Origin of the sequence: Thalassobacterium sedimentorum (assembly GCF_031127905.1) — a bacterium.
In the GTDB taxonomy this organism is placed as follows: domain Bacteria; phylum Verrucomicrobiota; class Verrucomicrobiia; order Opitutales; family Coraliomargaritaceae; genus Thalassobacterium; species Thalassobacterium sedimentorum.
The window spans coordinates 1-24,040 of the sequence record NZ_JARXIC010000028.1 but is presented as its reverse complement, the minus strand read 5'-3'; the positions used below and the strand labels follow the sequence as shown (position 1 = coordinate 24,040).

The 24,040-nt window shown below is 49.8% G+C and carries 18 protein-coding genes and 1 pseudogene; all 19 read left to right on the top strand.

The genetic code is table 11. From position 1 onward, the window contains the following. The first annotated feature begins 6 nt into the window (after positions 1-6). Positions 7-1,023, top strand: coding sequence for a TRAP transporter substrate-binding protein (locus QEH59_RS14430; protein ID WP_308986085.1), 1,017 nt, complete (start codon positions 7-9; stop codon positions 1,021-1,023). Beyond that, a complete protein-coding gene (locus tag QEH59_RS14425; RefSeq protein ID WP_308986084.1) occupies positions 1,023-1,550 on the top strand; it encodes a TRAP transporter small permease in 528 nt (175 codons plus the stop codon). Before QEH59_RS14430 ends, QEH59_RS14425 begins: the two co-directional genes overlap by 1 nt. Further along, positions 1,550-2,914 (top strand): TRAP transporter large permease, encoded by a 1,365-nt coding sequence (locus QEH59_RS14420; RefSeq protein WP_308986083.1) that lies wholly within the window; start codon positions 1,550-1,552, stop codon positions 2,912-2,914. Before QEH59_RS14425 ends, QEH59_RS14420 begins: the two co-directional genes overlap by 1 nt. A gap of 20 nt (positions 2,915-2,934) precedes the next feature. Beyond that, entirely contained in the window at positions 2,935-4,338 is a 1,404-nt protein-coding gene (locus tag QEH59_RS14415; RefSeq protein WP_308986082.1) for an alpha-L-fucosidase, read from the top strand. A gap of 104 nt (positions 4,339-4,442) precedes the next feature. After that, the gene (locus QEH59_RS14410) at positions 4,443-5,012 is read left to right on the top strand and encodes a sulfatase-like hydrolase/transferase (protein WP_308986081.1); all 570 of its coding nucleotides are present in this window, start codon (positions 4,443-4,445) and stop codon (positions 5,010-5,012) included. Then, positions 5,009-6,526, top strand: a complete 1,518-nt coding sequence (locus tag QEH59_RS14405) for a sialate O-acetylesterase (RefSeq protein WP_308986080.1) — start codon at positions 5,009-5,011, stop codon at positions 6,524-6,526. Before QEH59_RS14410 ends, QEH59_RS14405 begins: the two co-directional genes overlap by 4 nt. Before the next feature lie 231 nt (positions 6,527-6,757). Next, entirely contained in the window at positions 6,758-8,095 is a 1,338-nt protein-coding gene (locus QEH59_RS14400) for an alpha-L-fucosidase (RefSeq protein WP_308986079.1), read from the top strand. Between the two features lie 10 nt (positions 8,096-8,105). Next, entirely contained in the window at positions 8,106-9,488 is a 1,383-nt protein-coding gene (locus QEH59_RS14395; protein WP_308986078.1) for a glycoside hydrolase family 28 protein, read from the top strand. 32 nt (positions 9,489-9,520) lie between these two features. Further along, a complete protein-coding gene (locus QEH59_RS14390; RefSeq protein WP_308986077.1) occupies positions 9,521-10,972 on the top strand; it encodes a glycoside hydrolase family 28 protein in 1,452 nt (483 codons plus the stop codon). Positions 10,973-11,070: 98 nt separating this feature from the next. Continuing rightward, positions 11,071-11,937, top strand: a pseudogene (locus QEH59_RS18885) (family 43 glycosylhydrolase); the annotation flags it as partial. Positions 11,938-11,982: 45 nt separating this feature from the next. Beyond that, positions 11,983-12,654: a carbohydrate binding domain-containing protein gene (locus QEH59_RS18880; RefSeq protein ID WP_345785350.1), complete on the top strand. Its 672-nt coding sequence runs from the start codon at positions 11,983-11,985 to the stop codon at positions 12,652-12,654. A gap of 101 nt (positions 12,655-12,755) precedes the next feature. Then, positions 12,756-15,227, top strand: coding sequence for a glycosyl hydrolase family 95 catalytic domain-containing protein (locus QEH59_RS14380; protein ID WP_308986075.1), 2,472 nt, complete (start codon positions 12,756-12,758; stop codon positions 15,225-15,227). Between the two features lie 10 nt (positions 15,228-15,237). Then, entirely contained in the window at positions 15,238-16,566 is a 1,329-nt protein-coding gene (locus QEH59_RS14375) for a sulfatase family protein (protein WP_308986074.1), read from the top strand. Positions 16,567-16,718: 152 nt separating this feature from the next. Continuing rightward, the gene (locus tag QEH59_RS14370) at positions 16,719-17,561 is read left to right on the top strand and encodes a hypothetical protein (protein WP_308986073.1); all 843 of its coding nucleotides are present in this window, start codon (positions 16,719-16,721) and stop codon (positions 17,559-17,561) included. A gap of 129 nt (positions 17,562-17,690) precedes the next feature. Further along, positions 17,691-18,905, top strand: a complete 1,215-nt coding sequence (locus QEH59_RS14365) for an alpha/beta hydrolase family protein (RefSeq protein ID WP_308986072.1) — start codon at positions 17,691-17,693, stop codon at positions 18,903-18,905. Between the two features lie 125 nt (positions 18,906-19,030). Then, positions 19,031-19,846 (top strand): hypothetical protein, encoded by an 816-nt coding sequence (locus tag QEH59_RS14360; RefSeq protein ID WP_308986071.1) that lies wholly within the window; start codon positions 19,031-19,033, stop codon positions 19,844-19,846. 72 nt (positions 19,847-19,918) lie between these two features. Further along, a complete protein-coding gene (locus QEH59_RS14355; RefSeq protein WP_308986070.1) occupies positions 19,919-21,346 on the top strand; it encodes a DUF459 domain-containing protein in 1,428 nt (475 codons plus the stop codon). 272 nt (positions 21,347-21,618) lie between these two features. After that, positions 21,619-22,395: a PEP-CTERM sorting domain-containing protein gene (locus QEH59_RS14350; RefSeq protein WP_308986069.1), complete on the top strand. Its 777-nt coding sequence runs from the start codon at positions 21,619-21,621 to the stop codon at positions 22,393-22,395. Positions 22,396-22,605: 210 nt separating this feature from the next. Next, positions 22,606-24,040, top strand: a 1,435-nt coding sequence (locus QEH59_RS14345; RefSeq protein ID WP_308986068.1) for an alkaline phosphatase D family protein, incomplete at its 3' end; no start/stop codon positions are given.

The window sequence follows — 24,040 nt, the reverse complement described above, 5'->3', positions numbered from 1 at the left end:
CCGACTATGAATAAAACTCTATCGACCCTGATCGCAGGCATCTTCATCGGTGCTTTATTGGCCACGAGTGGCTTTGCGCTCTTTCTACGTGCTCAAAAGAGCGGTGGGGGAGTTGCGTCACAAACTGTGCTCAAGCTAGGGCACGGGCTTGATACGGCACATCCAGTGCATCAATCATTGGTCTTTATGAAGGAGCGATTGGAGGAGCTTTCCAGTGGTTCAGTCACGATCGATATCTATCCGAGTGCAGTTCTGGGAGCTGAAGTGCAGAGCATAGAACAACTTCAGAATGGCTCGCTTGCCATGACTTGTCAGTCCGTCGCGGCACTGGAAAACTTCATCCCGTCGATGGCTGCATTCAGCCTGCCTTATGTCTTTCGCGATTCCGAGCATTACTGGCAAGTGCTGAACGGTGAAATCGGGCATGAGCTGATGGAAAAGGGCGAGGCCAAATATCTACGCGGACTCTGCTATTATGATGCCGGCAGTCGTAATTTTTACACCAAGGATAAGCCCATCCGCACACCGGATGACTTAACCGGAATGAAGATCCGGGTCATGAACAGTGCCACCGCCATTGATATGGTCAAAGCACTGGGAGGCTCGCCGACACCGATTGCATGGGGTGAGCTCTACTCCGCGCTGGCTCAAGGCACCGTCGATGGTGCGGAGAACAACGTCCCAAGTTTCTACTCCAACAAGCACTATGAAGTGTGTAAGCATTTCTCACTCGATGGGCATACCCGTATTCCCGACATGTTGCTGATGAGTTCAAAGGTCTGGAAGCAACTTTCGCCGCAGGTGCAAGGATGGGTGCAGCAGGTGGCGCAAGAGTCCTCGGACTATCAACGCGAACTTTGGAATCAGAAAACCAAGCTGGCGATGGAGCAGGCGGCTGCTGAAGGCGTGCATATTTACGAAGTCGATACCGCACTCTTCCAGGCAAAAGTGCAGCCGATGCTCAACGCAGTCGAGCACCCGGATGTGCGCATACTACTTCAACAAATTTCCCAAGTGAACTAATGCGACAAGCTCTATTAAAATTTAAGCAGTGGATGACTACAGCGCTCAACGGGCTGCTGATCCTGGCTGTTGCGCTACTGGTCCTGGACGTCGTCTGGGGGGTGTTTACACGCTACGTGATGGGCGAGCAGGCCAACTGGACAGAGGAGCTGGCTCGATTCCTTTTGGTTTGGGTGTCCCTGCTGGGCGGTGCGGTGGCCTTCGGGCAGAAGAGTCACCTCGGGGTGGATTACTTCGTGGAAAAGTTACATCCTGAAATACGAAAATTGATGGCGGTGGTCGCGCATTTATTGGTGCTGTTTTTTGCGGTCTCGATCTTTTTGATCGGTGGCTGGCAGGTTGTCTCCGACGCCTTGATTTTGGAGCAAACCACTCCGGCCTTAGGCATCAAAATGGGCCATGTCTATCTGGCATTGCCGATCGCGGGGGTGTTTATGAGCTTGTTCACGCTAGAGAATATTATCGAAGTTCTGTGGGCGCCTACGGCTGATCGGAACCAGGTAAGTGCTGAAGGAGGGGCTGAGTAATGGGCACAACTGCATTGATCTTAATTGCGATCTTCCTGCTACTCTTGGCCATGAACGTGCCAATCGCTGTGTCGATTGCACTGGCGACCTTTGTGGCGATTCTCGCCGAGGGCGCCGATCCGACCATTGTGGTGGCCGCTAATATGGTGAACGGCGTGAATAGCTTCGCGCTATTGGCGATCCCTTTTTTCATTCTTTCGGGGCACCTGATGGGGCGCGGCGGCATGGCGCGGCGACTGATTGATTTTGCCGCCACCTTGGTTGGCTTTTTGCCCGGTGGCTTAGCTTACGTCAATACGCTCACCTGCATGCTCTTTGGCTCTATTTCGGGTTCGGCCGCGGCTGCGGTCTCATCGGTCGGCGGCTTCATGATTCCCGAGATGAATCGCAAGGGTTACAACCGCGAGTTTAATGTATCCGTCACCACCACAGCCGCGACGACCGGGCTGCTGATTCCGCCGAGTAACATCATGATTGTTTACTCAGTCGCCGCGGGCTCAGTGTCGATTGCGGCCATGTTCATGGCGGGGATTCTACCGGGAATTATTTCAGGCCTTTTCATCATGCTCGTCTGTGGTGCATTTGCTTACACTAAAAAGTATCCACGTGAGCCGCGTTCAACGATCCGGCAGATGTTGATCGGTTTTAAGCGCGCCTTTCTCAGTCTCTTTCTGATTGTTGTGGTGATCGGTGGCATTCTCGCGGGCATCTTTACCGCGACGGAAGCTGCCGCGATCGCTGTCGTGTATGCCTTCCTTTTGACGGTGCTCTACTACCGCGAAATCAAGCTCAGAGAACTTCCGGAGCTGCTGCTACAGACAGGTATCACCACCGCGGTCGTCATGTTATTGATTGGGGCCAGTTCCGGGATGAGCTGGATTATGACTATGGCGAACATCCCGCAGACTGTGAGTGCGGTTCTGCTCGGGCTCTCGGATAATCCAATCTTAATTTTGCTGACCATAAATCTGCTACTGCTCTGCGTGGGCACTTTTATGGATATGACGCCGGCGGTGCTGATCTTTACTCCGATCTTTCTGCCAGTCGTCTCGGCGCTTGGTATGCATGAGGTGCATTTCGGTATCATGATGATTGCCAACCTCTGTATTGGACTGTGCACGCCGCCAGTCGGCACCTGCCTCTTTATCGGCTGCGGAGTGGGGCAGACCACGATTGCAAAAGTCACTAAAACCATGCTGCCGTTTTTTGCTTCAATGATTGTCGCGCTCTTAGTCATCACCTATGTGCCCGCAGTTTCCTTGTGGCTGCCAGTAGAGACCAAGCAATTAAAAGCAACCGATGTTGAGAATGCTCACTTTATGAATGCGCCTCAGGATACCGAGGAATTAACGAGCCAACCTTAACTTATTTATAATTCATAATAATGATGATATTGCCCCAATCACTTCGCCGTAGAGTCTACCTTTTTCTATTGGTTGGCTTTGCGATGATCGGCCTCAGCTCGACGGCTAGTGCCCAGGGCTACAGCAAGCCGAAGATGGCGGGCGAGCTGCGAAATCTACCCGAGCGGGAAGCAGAATTTATGGATTGGGGGCTCGGGCTCTTTGTGCACTGGGCGCATGACTCGCAGTTGGGCTCGGTGATTAGTCACCACATGGACATGGCCTCCGATAAGCATCTGGAGCGCGTGATTCACGAACTGCCCCAGACCTTTAACCCGAAACGCTATGATCCGGACGAGTGGATGCAGCTCGCCAAGCTCGCCGGGGTGAAATACATGGTGCTCACAACGAAGCACCACAGCGGTTTTTGCCTGTGGGACTCGGCGGTCACAGACTTTGATATTGCAAATACGCCGTATCAAAAGGACATCGTGAAAGCCTATGTCGATGCCTGTCGCCGCTACGGAATCAAGGTCGGTTTTTACTATTCTCCCGAAGATTTTGCATGGAATTATCGGGAGGGCTATCCTGCTCGCGGTGGGAAGATGCCCAGTGAGAAACGCAAAGAGCTGATCGAATTCACCAAAGTTCAAATTAAAGAACTACTCACCAACTATGGCCCTATGGATGCCTTGTTCCTTGACGGCGGGCATAAGGCAGAGCTTGCGGAGTATTGTCACGAACTGGATCCGAACGTGCTCGTCACGCGTGGGGAAATGGTGACTCCGGAGCAACGACTGCCCAAGGATCCGATCCCCGGACCATGGGAAACCTGCTTCACGCTGGGCAATCAATGGCAGTATAAACCGACCAATGACAATTTAAAGTCGGGCAGCACACTGATTAACATGCTGGTCGAAACGCGGGCCAAAGGCGGTAATCTGTTGATTAATGTGGGGCCCAAACCAGACGGAACGATTCCGATTGAGCAAGAGGAGCGTTTTCGTGAGCTAGCTCTGTGGATGTTCGTGAACGATGAAGCGATTCATAACGTTCGTCCGTGTGTGGTCGCTGGTAGCAAGGATGGGTATTATACGCAATCTAAGGACGGAAAATACACCTACGCGATCATCACTCAATTTACGGAAGCACAACCCGATCCCAACAATCGGATTTGGCCACGTTCGACACGTAAGCAATTTGTGCTGCCTGATTTGATCGCCAATGCAGAGACCAAGGTCACTATTCTCGGTCAGGATCATCGCCAAGAGCGCTACAGCGACAGGATCGATCTGACGATTCGCTTCGAGAACAGCGCGGAGGGCCTCAGTATGGACGTGCCACGGCAGCAACGCCTGTATAACTGGCGGAACTGGCCAAACGCGATTGTCCTACGTTTTGAGAATGTCGACTTTATACAGGATGTATCCAGCTCCGCACCTTAGAGCTGCTTCAGCAGGCATGTATGCACCAAGAAATATCATAAGGACCCAGAGGAATTGATGAAGATTCCACTTATTCGAACTAGAATAACTGTATCATTAAAACGGTGAAACAATTCTATATTGCAGTTCTATTGCTTTGCTTCGGTACGATAGCTCAAGCGGCACCCCGGCCGAACATCGTTTACATTCTTGCCGATGATCTTGGTTACGGTGACGTGCAGTGTATGAACCCGGAGCGAAGTCAGATTCCGACACCGCACATGGATCAATTGGCGGCAGACGGTATGATCTTTACCGATGTGCATAGCAGTTCTTCAGTGTGCACGCCCACGCGTTACGGTATTTTGACTGGGCGTTACAATTGGCGCACCCGCTTGCAGAAGCATGTGTTGTATGGTTTTAGCGCACCCTTGCTTGCGGATGATCGCTTGACCGTTGCGGAATTATTGAAAGCACAGGGCTATCATACAGCTGCCATCGGGAAGTGGCAGCTCGGGCTTGGAATTCCAACGACCAATCTATATAATTCCCATCCGGAAATTGCCAACCGTTTGCTTCAACAACTAGAGTCTGATGTTGTCCGCGGTCGTAGCACGGCAGGAGTTGATTTGAACAACGATGTGGATATAGTGCTTTGGAAAGAAAAGGCCTTAGCCCAAATGAACAACCTATGAAGAAAATTATACAAATCCTATTCATCGCTCTGCTATCGGTCAGTGCCGCTAATGCGCAGAAGCATCTTTTTATCCTGTCAGGGCAGTCCAATATGGCGCGGCTTGATCCTGCGATTTCATTCACTCCGATGGTGGAGGCTGCTTTGGGCAAAGATAATGTCATTGTAGTGAAGCACGCTCAGGGTGGACTGCCGATTCGCCGGTGGTATAAAAATTGGAAGCCAGCGCAAGGGGATGAACCGAAAGCTACGGGGGATCTTTACGACCAGTTAATGACGATGGTCGAAGAGGCGACGGAGGGGCAGGAGCTTGCCAGCATCACCTTCGTCTGGATGCAAGGGGAGCGCGATGCCCGCGAGCAACACGGGTCTGTCTATGCCGCGAGTTTGCAGGGCTTGCTTGAGCAATTGTCTGGGGACTTAGGTCGTGACGATATCAATGTCGTGATCGGTCGTCTCAGCGATTTTGACCTGAAAGGTGAGAAATATCCGGATTGGATGCTGGTGCGCGATGCGCAAGCTGCTGTCGTTAAAGCGAACCCACGTGCGGCTTTGGTTGATACGGATAGTTTGAACGATGGACTGAACGCACGAGGTGAAGTTGTCGTGAATGACCTGCATTACTCCGTTGAAGGCTATGAAACCTTAGGGACAGAGTTTGCCAATAAATCGATTGAATTGATTGAAACGAACTCGCCAGATTCAGCCAGCAAGGCCGATACCGTTGAGGATCCTATTGTCGGCACTCATGAAGTGCTTCGTCTCTGGCCAGACGATTCGGGCGACCATTCGGCGATTCAACCCCGCTTGGATATTACACGACGCGGCAAAATTCGCTACGAGAATGTCAAAGATGCCAATCTGGTCGTGTATCTCGCGGAGAGTCATGCGCCCACGCCGGCGGTGGTGTATAGCCCTGGGGGGGGCTATAAACACCTGACACCGCGGCCAGAGATTATTGAATGGTTAAACGCCCAGGGAATCTCGGTGTTTATGCTGCGTTACACTGTCCCTGACGATCGCGAGACGGCCTTTAAAGATGTGCAGCGTGCGATGCGATTAGTGCGCCACAATGCAAAGCGTTGGAACGTGGATCCGGATCAACTGGGTGTGGTGGGTTCTTCTGCGGGCGGTCACTTGGTGGCTCGTTTGAGTCAGCACTATGCTACACCTGCGTATGCTGCTGTGGATGCCGCCGATCGCGAAAGTTGTGAACCTCAGTTCGTCGTGATCTTTTCCGGAGCCTATTTCTACAAAGGTCAAGGGGCACAGCAGGAGTCTGTATTGGCCGAAGAGTTTCCAATGACGGCCGATATCGCGCCGACTTTTCTCGTTTATGCCAAGGATGACCATAGCTTTTATCCCGGTGGGATTGCCTATGAGCAAGGGCTGAAGGCCGCAGGTATTTCCACTTACCTCATCGTTTCAGAAACAGGCGGACATGGGTTGAAGGATGTCAATTGGATGCCGGAGTGTCGCGTGTGGTTGGAAGGCCTCGGGCTGAGTCTAAAATAGTATACTGGAGTGCAAGACTGACAGGGGTGTTAGATCTCTAAATTTTAGTTAGCCTGATAGGGTAGTTCTTTATGCAGATGAGCGAAAACCTCGTTCATGCGCAATTATCAGCATTTATCGAGCAAACGCGCGATGGTGGTCAACGGCTGTCGGTGTTAGTATGATGGGATACTCTGCTTACCCTCTCTTCACCGATACTGTTGTTTGTTTTGGATACAGTTGGATACCTCGATGACAAAAATACTAATTAAACTGCTCGCGTTGGCTGCTATTCTTGGGACGACGGCGAACGATGCCCTTGCTTTGCAAGTGTATAGTCGTGGGCCCTTGCTCAATGACCCACAGCGCGAAGAAGCTTTCATGGACTGGGGGCTGGGTATGTTTGTGCATTGGTCATTGGATTCGCAATTGGGCTCGGTGATCAGCCATTCGATGGTGGGGGCTTCGGATGATTATGTGAATCGCTATGTCAATGAGCTGCCGAAGACCTTTAATCCGAGGAACTACGATCCGGATGCATGGATGGAAATCGCCAAGCTTGCGGGGGTGAAATACATGGTTTTCACGACGAAGCATCACAATGGCTTTTGCATGTGGGATACCAAGACCACTGATTTTAATATTATGAATACCCCATATGCTCAGGATATTGTCCGGGCCTATGTGGACGCTTGCCGCCGCCACGGTATCAAAGTCGGGTTCTATTTTTCACCGGAGGATTTTATTTTCCAGTATAATAATGGATTGGATATTCGTCGTTCGGCGGGCCGTATGAGCGATGGGCTGACAGAGTTGGGCGATTATAACAAGCAGCAGTTGGATGAGTTATTTACGAACTACGGTGACATTGATGTGGTGTTCTTCGACGGAAGAGGGATGGAAGCACTCACGCAGTATATCCATCAGTTGCAACCGGAGTGTTTGGTGACTCGTGGTGAGATGGAGACGCCAGAGCAAAAGCTGCCTAAAGAGCCACTGCCCGGGCCATGGGAATCATGCTTTACCTTAGGCAATCAATGGCAGTTTAAACCAACCAACGAGAATTATAAATCTGGTGGGCAACTGATCAATATGTTGATCGAAACGCGTGCCAAGGGGGGCAATTTATTGATCAACGTCGGACCGGATCCCCTGGGGGTGATTCCCTTTGAGCAGGATCGGCGGTTTCGGGAGTTGGCGCTTTGGATGTTTATCAATGGTGAATCGATTCATAATGTTCGTCCCTGTGAGATAATTGGCGACGACGGTATTTATTATACACAGTCAAAGGACGGGAGCTCGGTTTACGCTTTTATGACTCAATTTTCAAATGAGAAAAATCGGTGGAAATACGGCGAACGTAAGCATATCCTATTGAAAGATTTGAGAGCGACCTCGACGACGGAAATATCCGTTTTGGGGCAGAATAGCCAGTTCCTGGAGTATCAGCCGAATGCAGCACCGCAGTCTACTTTCCAGCAAACCGAAAACGGTTTGGAGGTCTCAGTCATGCGTGCGCAGCGGATCTATAATAATCGCTCTTGGCCGAACACGGTGGTCGTAAAACTGAACAACGTAGAATTTAAATAAACAAAATATCATGATGAAAAAACTAATAGTATCATTGTTGCTACTGGCAGCCGGGCTTGCGACTGGTTGCGCTACCAGAACAACGTCGATTTATAATGTGAAGGACTACGGAGCCATCGGTGATGGTGTCGCGTTAAACACGAAGGCCTTGCAAGCCACGATCGATGCCTGTGCCGACGCTGGAGGAGGTGTTGTGCTCGTTCCCGCCGGACAATACGTAACTGGAACGATTAAATTAAAGAGTAATATCGAGCTGCGCCTAGAGCCCGAGGCCGAGCTGCTTGGTAGTTTATCGCTTGATGATTATGCCCGCGATATTCAGGGCGCGATTGAAGCCCCTGCATTTGATGAATGCCTCGTCTATGCTGAAAATGCTAATAATATTCGTATCACTGGTGGTGGCACTATTAACGGCCGTGGTCACAGAGAAAATTTCCCGGTCGGTGAACGCACTGCCTATCATGATCGTCCTATGTTGATTCGTTTTGTCGATTGCGTCGGGGTGCATTTTGAGGATGTGACATTTAAAAATGCGGCCTCATGGTGCACTCACTTGGTCGATTGCGACAACATCGTCGCACGTAATGTCACGATCGATAGCGTCGTTAATCGTAATAACGACGGCTTCGACTTGGATGGTTGTAAGAATGTTCTCATTGAAGACTGCGACATTCGCACCGGAGATGATAGTATTTGCCCAAAGAGCACGACAACACGAGTCGTTGAAAATGTAGTCGTTCGCAACACCCGTGCCATCAGTCATACTTCTGCTTTCAAACTCGGCACTTCATCGCGTGGTGGCTTTAAGAATATCCTGGTGACCGATTGTGATTTCTCCGGAACTCGCATGGGAGCCATAAAACTACTCGCTGTAGATGGTGGATTCATTGAAGATGTTAGAATTTCCAACATCGTAATGGATGATGTGGAAGGGCCTATCTTCATTCGACTGGCGAACCGTGGGCGCACCTATGAAAAGCCAACCGAACAGATTCAGGCTAAAGATGTGGAGCCGGAAGGCGCACCTGTCGGCTACATTAAGGGGATCCATATCAGCGATATCAAGGCGACCGTGAGTGGTGACAAATTGGATCGTCAGGGAATGATGATTTCCGGAATTCCCGGTCACATGATTGAGGATGTGTTATTGGAAAATATCGAGATCAGCTATCCCGGTGGTGGCACTGCCGAGCAGGCTCAAGTTGAAGTGGCTGAGGACATTGCCCGCTATCCGGAGCAGTTTTTCTTTGGAGTGTTGCCATCCTGGGGCCTCTACATCCGACACGCCAAGAACGTCGAATTTAAGAACGTCAATATGAGCACCCGCGCTCTGGATGCGCGTCCAAAGTTTGTTCAGGTCAATGTCGAAAACTTCGTGAGCGACGAACTGTAAGTCAGATTAATCCCTCCATTGCTGCCCCGATTGTGAAAACATTATACTTCATTGTTTATGTGCTAGTTGCTGGCTTCTCTGCTTCGTCGGCGGCCGTATATAACGTCAAGGATTTCGGGGCAGTGGGGGATGGTATCGCGATGGAAACAGAGGCACTGCAAGCTGCGATCGATGCTTGCAGTGCTGCTGGCGGCGGCACGGTTTGGTTGCCACCCGGCGACTACCAGACGGGGACGCTTCACCTGAAAAGTGACATCGTCTTGTCATTGGACTATGGGGCTTCCATTCTGGGAAGTCAGGACCTGGCGGATTACCCGGTCGGCAATCTACGCGAAGCCCGGGAGGGCGGGCCTCACTGTTTGTTATATGCAGAAGACGCTTCTAATATAACGATCGAGGGGCTTGGCGTCATTGATGGCCGCGGAACACACCTGGCTTTTCCACGGGCAAAGGACGGGAGCCTGAAAAATGGACGCCTGCCACGTCCCCGCCTGATGCGGTTCGAGAATTGTAAGCATTTGAAGTTTTCTGGTGTCACCTATAAGAATCCCGCTTTCTGGGGCTTGCACTTGGTGGATTGTAAAGAGGTGCATTTCAATGGTGTGACGCTGCGGATGCGGAACAACAATTATAATAACGACGGTCTGGATCTCGATGGTTGTGAAAATGTGCTGATCGAAAATTCTGACATAATCGCCGGTGATGACGCCATCTGTTTGAAGAGTAGTTTAAACCCATGCCGCAATATTACGATTCGCAACTGTTCGGTTTCCAGCAATACGGCAGCTTTGAAATTTGGCACCTCTTCGCGTGGCGGATTTATCGACGTGGATGTGAGCAATTGTTATTTTTACGATAGCCCGATGGGCGCGATCAAATTGCAAGTGGTGGATGGCGGTATTCTGGAAAATGTAGATATCTCGCGGATAGTGATGAAGAACGTTGGCAATCCGATCTTTCTCCGGCTGGGGAATCGTGGACGGGATTTTACCAAGGATAACAACAGCGATCGAGGGCAGGGCGCCGATGTCGAACCGGAAGGTGTGCCGGTGGGACAATTTAGAAATGTTCGGATTCGCGATGTGTATGCAGAGGTCACGATCGAGGATCGCGCCAAAGCCATCGCAGCTCCCTATAAGAACCTGAAGTTGAATCGGACGCCTGGCATTACGGACGAAGAAAAGTCCAAAGCCGGGCCGATTATGATTACCGGTATTCCCGGGCACTTGATTGAAAATGTGCACTTGGAAAATATCGAAATTTCATACCCCGGTCACGGTAGCGAACAGGATGCGCAGCGTGTAGTGGCTGAAGATATTGCGCGCTATCCGGAGCAATTCTTCTTTGGCGTGCTGCCCGCTTGGGGGGCCTACATCCGTCACGCTAAAAATGTAGAATTTAAGAATGTGACAATGACGACCCGTTCGCCCGATGCACGGGAGAAAATCGTGATGGTCGATGTCGAAGGAGTCCAACTGCACTAAGCCAGTCGGGTTTTGAATTATGTTAGTTCAGATCGATTGAATGTATGAAATATACAAAACATATACTTGTTTTACTGCTGGCGGGCGTGGGCAGCTTGATGGCAGATCCGCAGCGGCGTTCCAATCCGATCGTGAGTCATATGTTTACGGCGGATCCATCTGCCCATGTTTGGGAAGATGGGCGACTTTACGTGTATCCTTCCACTGATACATCATCGCCGGCGGGCTATGCGACGATGGACGGGTATCATGTGTTTTCCACGGATGATTTGATTACATGGGTGGATCATGGCGAAATTCTTCATTCGGATGATGTCCCGTGGGGACGCGAGCGGGGCGGCTATATGTGGGCTCCTGACTGTGCGTATAAAGATGGCACCTATTATTTCTACTTTCCGCATCCCAGCGGCAATGATCATCGTAAAACCTGGAAGATCGGGGTCGCCACCAGTCAAAACCCAGCTTCAGGCTTTGAGGTGCAGGGTTATATCGAAGGGCTGACTCCGCAGATTGATCCATGTGTATTCATCGATGATGACGGACAGGCCTACCTCTACCATGGCGGCCCGGCTCCTGTCTACGCTGGTAAGCTCAAGGATAATATGATGGAAATTGAAGGGGCGATGGTTGCGCAGGAAGGACTGCACGACTTACGCGAAGGTCCCTATGTCTTTAAGCGGAATGCGATTTATTATTTAATCTACCCGGACAATTCGAGCGGTGGACATCGAATGAATTATGCCATGAGTGAGCACCCTTTGGGCCCTTGGGAGAGTAAAGGCGTCCTGTTGGATGAAACCAGTGTATTAACGACTCACGGTTCTTGCGTAGAATACAAAGGTCAGTGGTATTTGTTTTACCACAGTGGGGCTCTGTCGGGCGGAATCGAACATAACCGGTCTATTTGTTTCGATCCGATTTTCTTTAACGAGGATGGGACCATCCGGAAGGTGGAACAATCGCGAGGTGTTCCGTTGCCTACCTTTCATCGGGATATCCATTTCAACCGGATGCTGGGGATGCTTGATCTTGGCGCTTATACCACGGCAGATTTAGCTAAACAGGGGATCGAGAATGATGCGATTTCATCACTTGAAGTCGCTCCCGGCACCGTGGTGGAGTGTTTTGAAGAAGACAATTTCTTAGGTAATGTCTGGCGCTTTGAAAACGACTGTATCGATTTGAGTGTTCTTGGCTGCGACAATGCTATTTCCTCTATAAAAGTCACACGCAGCGGCCCATCAGATAATTTGGTCATCAATGGCTCTTTTGAACAAGGCGTGGAACAGACCATATCCTGGTGGCAAGGACGGCATATTAGTCATTTAAATCGCAGCTTAGAGGATCCTGCTGACGGTTATTATGCGCTGTGGTATCAGGCTGATAAAGCGATGCGACCGCTTACACAAAGTATCGCTCTGGAGCCTCATAAACGCTACCATTTGAGTGCTTGGATGAAACTAAGCCCAGATTCAGAGGGGCAAGTGATCGTAGATGCTCTGGAGCCTTTTAATGAGAACTGTAAGCTGGCCTTGAGCGCCGACGCGCAGGGCGGCGAATGGGTTCAGCTAAGCACCGATTTTAATAGCGGGGAGAATCGAAAAATCACTCTGCAAATCAGTACATCAAAAGACTTCAGCGGCAGGTGTTTTTGGGACCAGCTGGTCCTTGCTGAAGAGTGATCAATCCACGTGTAATTTTAAAATAATATAAACCAGCGCCGGGCTTGTAGCTCTGCTTAAGCGCATTGTTGATTGAGGACATTGCGAGTCAGGAAAAATCTATGCTAAAAAAGACAATAACTTTAGGCCTAATTATATTGGCAACGATCACTTCGGTGAGTGCCGCTTCATCTGGACGTGGCATGAGCATGATCAAGCCGGCTGAACAATGGCGTGAGGCGCTGCCCTCAGGCAATGGGATGATTGGTGCCTTGGTTTATGGATCCGTGCATCAGGAGCGTGTTTTGTTTAATCACAATAAGCTGTGGTATCAGGGGCGCGTGGGCGAATTACCCGATGTCTCGGCCGAGCTGCCAGTGGTCAGACAGTTACTGCTGGAGGGGAAATATCGCGAAGCGAATGAGCACTACCGCAGTCAGCTGAAGGATGTGGGCTTCAATCTGACAAATGCGCGTTACCATCCGGCCTTTGACATGGATCTCATCACGGAGACCAATCAGATGTTTGAAGAATATCTGCGCACTGTAGACTTTGAGACCGGTGAAGTGGAGGTGACATGGCGGGATGGTGACACCCGCTTCTCTCGGAAACTGTTTGTATCGATTCCCGATGATGTTTCGGTGATGTCGATTACCGCGGATCAAGCGGGTGCTGTGGATGGGAGCGTGACGCTGAATATCCATGATCTAAAAGATGCGATTGATCAGCAGGGCAAAGATTTTGATCCGGGCTTTACTTACCAGACGCAGGTGTCGGGTGAATTTGTCGAATTTCGTGCAGATGGCTCCGACGGCGGTGAGTTTGGTGGGGTTTTGCGTGTATTGACGCGAGAGGGAAGCACGGAAGTTGATGGTCAAAAGATCCGCTTCGTCGGCGCGGATGAGGTCATTTTGATTGTTGCACTCTTTGCTAATGAGCCCGCGAGCGCTGCAGTGCCACGTTTAAAAAGACAGTTGTCGGCCCTTGAGGGGGATTACGATACCTTGTTTGCGCGTCATGCGCCCTTACACCGTGAGAAGTTTGATGTGATGGAGGTCAACCTGAACCCAGCGGGGCCACAGGACACTCCGAATGAACACCTGCTGCTGGATGCGTATCAGAATCCGGCATCGCCTGAGTTGGTTCAGAAACTCTTCGACTATGGGCGCTATTTGTTGATTTCCAGCAGCCGATCGGGCGGGTATCCTGCCAACCTGCAAGGCATTTGGAACGGGGACTACCGGCCACCATGGAGTGCTTTTCTCGGAAATAATGAGAACCTGCAGATGGCGTATTGGCAGGCTTTACCGGGTAATTTGAAGGAATCGATGATGGGCTTTTTTGATTACTTTGATGCGCACCTGGATGAGTTTCGCCACAATGCACAGCAGCTTTACGGCTGTCGGGGAATTTTTATTCCACCGTTCATGTCGCCGGAGTCAGGGGTGTTACGGCATACTGGTCCGCATGTGATTTATTGGACGGATGCTGCGGGTTGGTTGGCATCGTTTTATTATGATTATTATCTCTTCACAGGGGATGAGCAGTTCCTCCGAGAGCGTGCGATTCCGTTTATGAAGGAGGTCGCCTTGTTCTATGAGGATTACATCGTCAAAGATGAGCAGGGTAAAAACATGTTTCTGCCGGCACAGTCTCCTGAGAATCAGCCTGCAGATAAAATGATCGAAGATCCGAAAACCGGGCACGTTTATAAGATCAAGGTGCAGATCAATTCCACCATCGCGGTCGCGGTTGCCAAGGAAGTCTTCCACAACCTGGTCGAAGCATGTGAACATCTGAATGTGGAAGCGGCCGGTGTGCAGCGTTGGAAAGAAATGCTCGCAGATATGCCGGAGTATCAAGTGAACGAGGATGGTGCCATCCGTGAATGGATGCATCCTGATTTCGATGATAATTATGAGCACCGGCATCAGTCGCACATCTACCCCTTATTCCCGGGCACTGAAGTGACTGAAGAGACCAATCCGGAAATTTACGAAGCTTGCCGTGTGGCGATTGAGAAGCGCCTGGTGATTGGACTCCAGTCTCAGACCGGTTGGTCGCTAGCTCACATGGCCAATGTCTATGCCCGCTTGGGCGATGGAGCGGGTGCTTTGGAAGCGCTCAATATTCTGGCGCGCAGTTGCCTGGGCCAAAACTTGTTTACCTATCATAATGACTGGCGCAAGATGGGCGTGACGCTCGATCATAAGTATGGACGCTCTGCGCCCTTTCAGATGGATGCCAACTTTGGGATACCAGCGGCGGTAATGGAGATGCTGTGCGGTTCGACTTCTGATATGTTGCGTATTTTTCCAGCCGTGCCTGAAGAGTGGGGCGAGGGCTCCTTTCGCGATATGTTGACACGCTCAGGTGTGCGCACATCCGCCAATTGGAATCTGCAGGATCAGACGATTGAACTAGAGTTGAACGCGGTGCGTGATGCGCTCTTCGATCTGAAATTCCCCGCGGAGCTCGCGGAGTTAAACTCCAGCCAACCCGAGGCCGTGTCCGAGTCCAAATATGGCAGTCGCTATCGCACGGTGAAGTTGGCTCAGGGAGATAGTCTGAAGTTAAGGGTTCAACTCAAATAATTGGCTAGCGATGCGTTTAATCATTCAGAAAATATTTGTCGTAGCCGCTTTGTTCAGCGCCTTTAGTCTGCAGGCCGCAGAGCGTCCCAATATTGTGCTGATCATGGCCGATGATGTCGCCTATGATAACAATTTTGGGGCCTATGGTGCGCGCGAGTCATGGACGCCTCGGCTGGATCAACTGGCGGACGAAGGCATTACCTTTGAGCATGCGTATTCGACTCCCAAATGCACGCCCAGCCGTGTGAAGATTATGACTGGGCGCAGTGGTATTCGTAATTACGAAGCATTTGGAGTCCTACCGTCGACAGAAACTACCTTTGCGCACATGCTGCAGCGAGCCGGGTATACCACTCATGCTGCGGGGAAGTGGCAACTTGACGGCAAGGGTGGCACGCCGACCAGCGAGGCTGGCTTTGATTCGTGGATATTGTGGAATACGCAATTTGGTCATGGCTCCCGCTATTGGAAACCTAATTTTGATGTGAATGGGGAGCATGTCACCTTTGCTGATAATGACTACGGTCCCGATCTGTGTGTCGAATCCATTTTAGATTTCGTAGATCAGAATAAGGACGGCCCGTTCTTTGTGTATTATCCGATGCTGCTGGTTCACGGTCCGTTTAAGCCCACACCTGATAGCGTCAATCGCGAGAATACGAACCAGCAGGAGAATTTTAAAGATATGATCCAATACATGGATAAGTGTGTTGGGCGAGTGGTCGATGGGCTGAAGCAAGCGGGAGTGGCCGACAATACGATCGTGCTTTTCTGCACCGACAATGGCACCAATCGAGTGCTTCAGTATGAATCATTCGGGGAAACCGTGTCTGGTAAGAAAGGCGTGCCTCATGATCGTGGCACACACTCTCCATTGATTGTTTGGAACCCGAAACATATCGCGGCTGGCGCACGGTCTAGCGATATGATCGATTTTTCCGATGTCCTGCCCACGCTCGCCGAAATCGCTGGCGCGGATCTGCCCGAAGCTCAGCTGGATGGGCGCAGCTTTTGGCCGCAGTGCATCGGGGAAGCTGGCGCGCCCCGTGACTGGATCTTTCAATATTATTGGCCAAAGTCCTGGAGCTGGATTCCTGATGAACTCGGCAATGAAGAACTCATCTGGGTGCAGAATCAGTATTATAAGCTATATGGAAACGGACTCTTTTATGACATCGTTAAAGATCGCGAAGAACTCAGTCCGATTTCATTGAATCAACTCTCGGCTGCACAACAGCAAACTTACGAAGCGCTCAAGAAAGCCATCGCTTCCATGCCGGAGACCAATGCTGCGTATCAGAGAAAGATAACGAAAGTTCAAGCGGAACTCGCGAATTAGAGCCTATTGTATTTCGTTAAATATACAGGTGGGATCATCGCATCTCGCGCAAATGCGCGATAGCTGAATTATGTGCTATTGAGTATATTACGAGGTGGTCAATTGGAAATTTATTCACGCTAACCTTCCTTTCTTCAAACCAAAACCCCATTATGAAAAAAGAAATCCTATTCATTGCATCCTACACACTATTCAGTGCTTCAATTGTGACTGCGGCTGATATTGCACATGGCTCTTCTCTACGTCTTTCAGACGAGCAAAACTTAGCTGGATCTGTGATTATTGATCTCACCGCTGGCAGTGCCAGCGCTAGTGGCACCTATGTGAATAGCTCCACTGTGGGTCCAATTACGCTGGGAGATGGAACGGTGTCGGAATATAAGTTTTTTAATGGAGATGGTGTGACGACGACTGCTTCTGGCTCTGCGAATGTGTATGCCTCTGCTGGATCCTCGATTTCTACACCGACTTTTCCTGCCAATACAGTATCTTCATCTACCCTTGCTCAGGTTGATTTAACGCTACCCGATGGTACCACAAATTTCGCCACAAATACTGGTATTCGTGCGTCAGATCTTTCTGGAACTATTAATACCGCTGGATACAATTCTGGGACTATTTATTTCATTTTCGCGACTGCGTCTGATTATGCACAGGTTCAGCTCGGTGATTCAAATCAGGAGGTAGTTGGTGGTTTTCTTGGAGCGGAAGACACGGGAGACGCTTTTGATACTACAGGCACTTCCTATGATTTTTCTGGGACATCGCTTGGAGTGAGCGGGACGGCAATCACCTCGTTTACTTTTGATAATGTTGCTGATAGTTTTGCGGATGCGACGTTCGACTTTCGCTTTATCAACACCGATTTAGATGGTTCTCGTGCACGAGCATTTGGTATTATTCTTGATGGGGTCGCGATTCCGGAGTCTTCCAGCTATTCACTTATTGTAAGTGCATTTGCTCTCGGTGCTGTATTACTGCGTCGCCGTAAATAGTTATTAGCAAAAGTCTTATTTACCTGTCAGGGCGCTGGGTTTCCCCGGCGCCCTTTTTCATTCTGAACGTATTGTCATTATAAATCTAAAATGAAAAGAATCGTGATACTTTGCTTGGGGCTTTTTTTGATGACTTGCTCCGTTAATTCGAAAGATCGCTTGGTTAAGCATGATGAGGAGCTAAGTTTAATCGAGACAAGGCAAACTGATTTTGAGGCGCAGCGCACTAAAGTGGCTGCCCTCGCTGATTTATCCAGCGCTCCAGAGATGTTTCGAGCTGAGGGCTTTGATTCGACGGACCAATTAGCCGCAATATATTATGACGCCTTGGATTGGAAGGGAAAGCCCACTAAGGTGTTTGCATGGATTGGTATGCCTCAGAATGTGACCGAAGATGTGCCTGCGATGGTATTAGTGCATGGAGGTGGTGGCACTGCCTTTAAGGACTGGGTCAAAGAGTGGACAAGGCGGGGCTATGCTGCGATCAGTATTGCAGTTGAAGGGCAGACGGACCAACGTCGCGATAAGCGATGGGAACGACACGAATGGGCTGGGCCAGAGAGAAATGGCATTTATCGTGACTCAGATGAGCCCTTGGAAGACCAATGGATGTATCATGCCGTGGCGGATACGATTTTAGCGAGTTCATTGATTCGTTCAGTGAAAGGTGTTGACCCCGAACGTGTTGGGTTGATGGGGATTTCCTGGGGTGGGGTGATTACTAGCACGGTGATTGGTATCGACAATCGTTTTGTCTTTGCCATCCCGAGCTATGGTTGCGGTGACTTGGCGGAAGCTGCGAATCAGTATGGTCGGGCCTTGAGTGAAAACGAAACGTATCATGAGGTTTGGGATCCGATGTTGCGCATGCACAAAGTTGCTATGCCGACACTATGGCTATCTTGGCCGGAGGACCAACATTTCCCCATGAATCATTTTGCTGCGTGTTATGGCAGGGTCTCTGGTGAGCACATGGTGGCGCTTGTGCCTGAGATGGGGCATGGTCATCGGGCGCCGCAAAGGCGACCGGAGGGCTATGCCTTTGCGGAGAGTTTACTTGATGGAGTGGGGCCGTGGTGTGTGGAAAAAGAGGTATCCTTGCAGGCAGATCTCGTGAAGGTGAGCTTTAGCTCTACGAAAACACTGGAGAGTGCAGTATTGGTTTCGACTACCGATACGGGGGTTACCGGGCAGCGTACGTGGGTAGAATCGGGTGCTACGATTTCGAAGACAGATACGAAGTGGACAGTGACTGCTACTTTGCCGAAGGGAAGCACTGCGTGGTTTATTAATGTAAAGAGTAATGATCTGGTCGCCAGTTCGAATTATCAGCAAATTAAATAATTCTGAACTCGGTAGTCCGCGCGTAAATACGCGATAGCAAATGTTTCTTCATACGTGTTATGATGCTCTGATTATTACATTTAGTGTATAATGCTTTGTTCTAAGATTCTCTCTACTCTATTACTATGAAACATACCTATATCCCCATTGTACTACTTTCTTGTGTGTCCCTGAGCCATGCGGAAGTTGTGACTTTTAATCCTAATTTTGATCTCAGTTCAGACACGAATACGAGTGGCACTACCGCTTATAACCCAAATGGGACTAGTCTGGATTCAGGGATCGTTGATGACGGTTCCAGCTCCGTTGATGCGGTCACTTATTCGTTTTCAGACGCGACTACTGGCATTAATTTTTCATATGTTGTCACATATACCGCTACGGATGGCTTTCTTAACCCGGAACCTAATTCTGGTGGTTTTGGCGTAGGTTATGTTCCCGCAGGAGAAGACGCTTCGGAAACAGGATGGTTGGATACGCAGAAATTTGATGCGGATCAGTTCGAAGGATTGACCCTAGCCATTTCTAATTTGAATGTCGATTTTACGAACTACATTTCCGGCAGTATTGCCGGTGTGACGGATCCTACGTTGAATGCTGCGACAGTAGGTTTTTCGACACTGACATTGTCGAGTGTGGCCGCCAATGACACACAGCTTACAATCACCGATGGGACGAATACATACTTCGGCCAACCAACTACAACTGGTGGTTATAGCTTTAGTGATTTGGGGTTAAGTGTCACCGCGTCGAGCTTTACAATAAATGTAGGTGATGTCGTTTCCGAGACTGTGACAGCGGGCACTGATGACCGTGTTCGTTTGCATTCTTTGACGCATAATATTGCACTTGATGTCGTACAGATTCCGGAGCCCTCGTGCTTTGCTCTTTTCGGTGGGTTGGGAGTTTTGCTTGTAGGACTAACTAAACGTCGCCGTTAGTCAGTCTTCGACGGGAATAGTTTTCATAGCAACAAAGAGCGCTGGGATTTTCCAGCGCTCTATTTTTTTATAATGATCAGGAATTCTCTATTGGTATTTAGCATGCTGCTTGTTGTTTTTTCGGGGCGAGTATGCGGCAAAGAGCCAGGATTGAAAAGCAACGAAACACTCGTATTTTTTGGTGATTCGATCACGCGCTTTGGGGCAGATTCAGGTGGGTATGTTAGCTTGGTTTCAGATGCCGTGGCTGCAGTTTTTCCTCAAAAAAATATTCAAGTAATTGGTGCCGGGATTGGAGGTAATAAAGTGCCGGATTTGCTCGCGCGTGTGGATCGCGATGTCCTGAGTCAAGCGCCGACCGCAGTCATGATCTTCATTGGGATCAATGATGTGTGGCATTGGACGAAGCCACATCCTGTGACCGGGGCGAAGCGCGAAGGAACGACGCCTGAGCTTTATGAAGCGGGGCTTCGTGAGTTGGTAAACAAAATCCAATCGGCCCAGGCGCGGGTGATACTGTGCACACCCACTGTCATCGGTGAGATAGTGGATCCTGACAGTCCGGATTTTCAACGCCTGGATGCATATGCTGCCATCGTTCGCATGGTGGCGCGGGATACTGGGGCACAGTTGCTTGATTTGAGGCAGGTGTTTGTTGAATATCTTTCGAAGTATAACCGTGAGCAATTGAAGCAAGGAGTTTTAACCCGAGACGGCGTTCATCTGAACACTATAGGGAATCAGCTAGTTGCCCAGCAGGTGTGTGACTTACTGGGGATATCTTACTCGGTTTCTTCGGAATCGCTGGTCTCGGGCTCTGTGCAATCGATGGATCTTTATTTGTTGATAGGACAGTCGAATATGGCGGGGCGTGCGCCGATCCCGCAAGAGGTACAAGAGGCTCTAGATCAGGTGTTTTTGTTGAATGAGCAAGCCGAATGGAGTCCTGCAAGGCATCCGTTCAACAGTTACTCCACGATTCGAAAAGATTTGAACATGCAAAAACTGGGCCCCGCTTACTCTTTTGCTCAACAAATGCGATCTATTAACCCAGGCGTTCCGCTTGGTTTGATCGTTAATGCCAGGGGCGGTTCCAGTATTCGATCTTGGGGGCGGGGAGGGCATTATTATACTTCGACAGTGAATCGGGTGAAAGTCGCACAGCAAACTGGGATTCTTAGAGGAATACTTTGGCATCAAGGCGAGACGGACTATCAGGATGAGGATTATCTGCTTAAATTGACACAATTGATTGCCGATTTACGAATGGATTTAGGAGATCCCAAATTGCCTTTCATTGTCGGGCAGATTAACGGTATACCACTAATAAATAACCAGCTAGCTGCGCTTCCGTATGCTGTGCCGATGACCGCATGTGTCTCGTCGGAGGGCTTGATCGCTCAAGATCGATGGCACTTTAATACGGAAAGTCAGTTCGAACTTGGACTGCGTTATGCTGAAGCGTTATTGGGATTAAGTGCCCAAGGGGGCTCGAATTGATTTTCAGACGGAATGCAGCGGGAGTGAGCGGTTTCTTCGTCTATTTTTGGTCGATTCTGTGTCTTTTGTCACAGCTGATACTGATATTTTAAGTGGCCGCGTGGTGTGATTCTTTGAGCTGATTCTAGAGGTTTGGTTTCCTTCTGTAGCGATGAATTCACCGTTTCTCGCGAAGATACGTGATGTCATAATTTTTATGAATCGTGTATAATTCAGGCATCCAGTTGAGATTCTGCATCTCAAATTAGTAATACAATCACTCTACCCTTAGCATGAAACCTCAAATAAAAATAATCATTCCTCTTGTGGCTTCAATTCTCCTCCCCGTATTAGCGCAGGCAGAAATGAATGTCAATTTTGGTCGTTCTGACTCAGCTTCAGGTCAGGGCCCAACAGGAGCTGACGTGACTTACCTCGATTTTTTCTCTGATCACGAATCGCCGACGACCGGGAATCTTCAAACCTTTAATGGCATTAGTTTCTTCGAAGGTGGTCTCGGAGGCACCTACAATGTCGGTGTCGAGATTACCTGGCCGGATGCGAATGATAATGGTGGTGCCGCTGATCCTGATGATACGAAACAAGCATACGGTCGTACAGATTCTAATCTGAATGATTTTTATAATGACAACATCGGTATGGACATTCGTCCCGAAAATGGCGGAATCGGTGCGGGGAGCAGAATGACGCTGACTCTAACTGGCTTGGAAGCGAATCAAGAGTTCGTGCTCACGTCCTATCATGTCGATGGGGGGGATAATTCTTTCCTGTTTACGACAGATGCTTCTGGCTCCACTATTTTTACTCAGGGTAAAACCAGCACAGTTGATGCTGGAATGGCAAATGTTGGTGATTTTCAGTTTGATTTTTCGTTGACCTCAGATGCCACGGGTATGGCACAGATCACTTATACAGCCGTGAATAGTACGTTTTTGGCGATGAATGGCTTCGATCTTGTCGCGATTCCTGAGCCTTCATCCTTTGCTCTTATTTCCGGTGCTTTGGGTTTAGTGTCTGTTATGGTTCGTCGCCGTAGGTCCTGTGTTTAGATTTTTTATTTAGGGGGAAGGTTTAGGCGTAGTGCTTTCAGCACTACGCCTTTCTGTTTTCTACGTATCTATTGTTTTCTGGTGTCTCAGGTAAGATGGCTTTGGGGACACGTTTTAGCGCAGAATCTCGCTTAAACGCGCGATAGATCTTTTTCGTATTTCGTATATGATTCAACCTTAAGCGACTTTTTTAATTACCCCTGTATTTGTATGAATCATTACCATTCTCTTCCGAGACGAGAATTCCTTGCTTTAGCCGCCACAGCAATTGGTGGTACACTCGTGGGCTATGGCAGTCAAATCACTGCGCCACCTCGTATTGTCTCTTTAAAGGACGCGCACATTGGCACTCTGGAGATTGATCTACGGATCATGAATCAATACATGAAGCAGCCACGGGTTGTGCAGGATTTTTATACGGCCTGCCGCGTGGCGATGACTGGAAATTCACCCGAGCAAGCGGTGGCGCAGGTTTGTCGGCAATTCAACCGTCGGAAGATTGGTGGCCCGCTGCTCGGGGATCTAAGTGCTTCGAGTGTGGCGGTGTGGATGCACCTGCCGGAGCCTGATGTTGTCAAAGTGCTGCTGACAGCTGTCGATTCTGATACATCGACCACTTTCATCGCGAGTGAGGCCGCGAGGGTGCATTCTGTGCGTTGCGAGGGGCTTTCACCGGATACCGCTTACCGCTATCAAGTGATTGCTTCCGATGGTGTTCGCTTAGGGGAGGGGCGCTTTGTCACTGCGCCGACTGAGCGCTTGAAGCAGCCGTTTCGCATGGCTTTTGGCACCTGTTTCCATAAAGTTGGTATGTATCGGCCAGAGTTGATGCAACTCATCCAAGAGCGCGGAAATCGTGCCATGTGGATACTGGGAGACTCGGCTGTCGACGGGCGTAAGGATGATCTGCAGATGATCAATGTCGACTATCTCTTGCGCGATTTGTCCGCTCCGTGGCAACAGTTGTCGGCGAATGTCCCGATCACTGCGACTTGGGATGATCATGATTATTGGGGGAACGATACCTCTGGAGCGTTCAACAATCAGAAGAAGCCGATTGATGTCGCGGGTCTGCTTCAGTCCTGGAGAATGCAGTGGAACAATCCTCAACGGGATGTTGAGCGGGAAGGGATCTATTTTCAGACCAAGATCGGCCCTGTTCATTACATTGCTCTCGACACGCGTTCCTGCCGGGTCAATGCCCAACGTGGACAGTTGCATTCTTTTCTGGGGGAGACTCAAACACAATGGCTGAAGCAGCAACTGGCAGAGTCCACCTCTCCTTGCATTGTCATTAGTGGTGGCACGATGTGGAGTGATTATATTTCAGACGGCAAGGATAGTTGGGGCACTTGGGATATTGAAGGTCGTGAAGAAATCTTCCAATGGATCGATGCCAAATCAGATTCACTGGTGCTACTCTTATCAGGCGATCGTCACGGTGCGCGCGGGTTTGAGATTCCGCGGCCAAATGGTAAGAAGATTTACGAACTTGAAGTTGCGACCATGGGGGGAGTCCCCGGGCCGGGAGCCTTTGGTAAAAATACAGAGGATCAACTGTTTGGCTTGGAGAGCCGCTCCTGGGCCTTTGGCGAATTAACTTTTAGCCCGGACGGGCAGGGGCTGAAAACTGTATTTCGGCTCA

Excerpts from the sequence above, each read along its gene's own strand:
- QEH59_RS14360 (WP_308986071.1), top strand. The coding sequence starts at position 19,031 with ATGAAACATACCTATATCCCCATTGTACTACTTTCTTGTGTGTCCCTG.
- QEH59_RS14350 (WP_308986069.1), top strand. The coding sequence starts at position 21,619 with ATGAAACCTCAAATAAAAATAATCATTCCTCTTGTGGCTTCAATTCTC.
- QEH59_RS14425 (WP_308986084.1), top strand. The coding sequence starts at position 1,023 with ATGCGACAAGCTCTATTAAAATTTAAGCAGTGGATGACTACAGCGCTC.
- QEH59_RS14380 (WP_308986075.1), top strand. The coding sequence starts at position 12,756 with ATGCTAAAAAAGACAATAACTTTAGGCCTAATTATATTGGCAACGATC.
- QEH59_RS18880 (WP_345785350.1), top strand. The coding sequence starts at position 11,983 with ATGCTGGGGATGCTTGATCTTGGCGCTTATACCACGGCAGATTTAGCT.
- QEH59_RS14355 (WP_308986070.1), top strand. The coding sequence starts at position 19,919 with ATGATCAGGAATTCTCTATTGGTATTTAGCATGCTGCTTGTTGTTTTT.
- QEH59_RS14365 (WP_308986072.1), top strand. The coding sequence starts at position 17,691 with ATGACTTGCTCCGTTAATTCGAAAGATCGCTTGGTTAAGCATGATGAG.
- QEH59_RS14405 (WP_308986080.1), top strand. The coding sequence starts at position 5,009 with ATGAAGAAAATTATACAAATCCTATTCATCGCTCTGCTATCGGTCAGT.
- QEH59_RS14375 (WP_308986074.1), top strand. The coding sequence starts at position 15,238 with ATGCGTTTAATCATTCAGAAAATATTTGTCGTAGCCGCTTTGTTCAGC.
- QEH59_RS14370 (WP_308986073.1), top strand. The coding sequence starts at position 16,719 with ATGAAAAAAGAAATCCTATTCATTGCATCCTACACACTATTCAGTGCT.
- QEH59_RS14415 (WP_308986082.1), top strand. The coding sequence starts at position 2,935 with ATGATGATATTGCCCCAATCACTTCGCCGTAGAGTCTACCTTTTTCTA.
- QEH59_RS14430 (WP_308986085.1), top strand. The coding sequence starts at position 7 with ATGAATAAAACTCTATCGACCCTGATCGCAGGCATCTTCATCGGTGCT.
- QEH59_RS14395 (WP_308986078.1), top strand. The coding sequence starts at position 8,106 with ATGATGAAAAAACTAATAGTATCATTGTTGCTACTGGCAGCCGGGCTT.
- QEH59_RS14420 (WP_308986083.1), top strand. The coding sequence starts at position 1,550 with ATGGGCACAACTGCATTGATCTTAATTGCGATCTTCCTGCTACTCTTG.
- QEH59_RS14400 (WP_308986079.1), top strand. The coding sequence starts at position 6,758 with ATGACAAAAATACTAATTAAACTGCTCGCGTTGGCTGCTATTCTTGGG.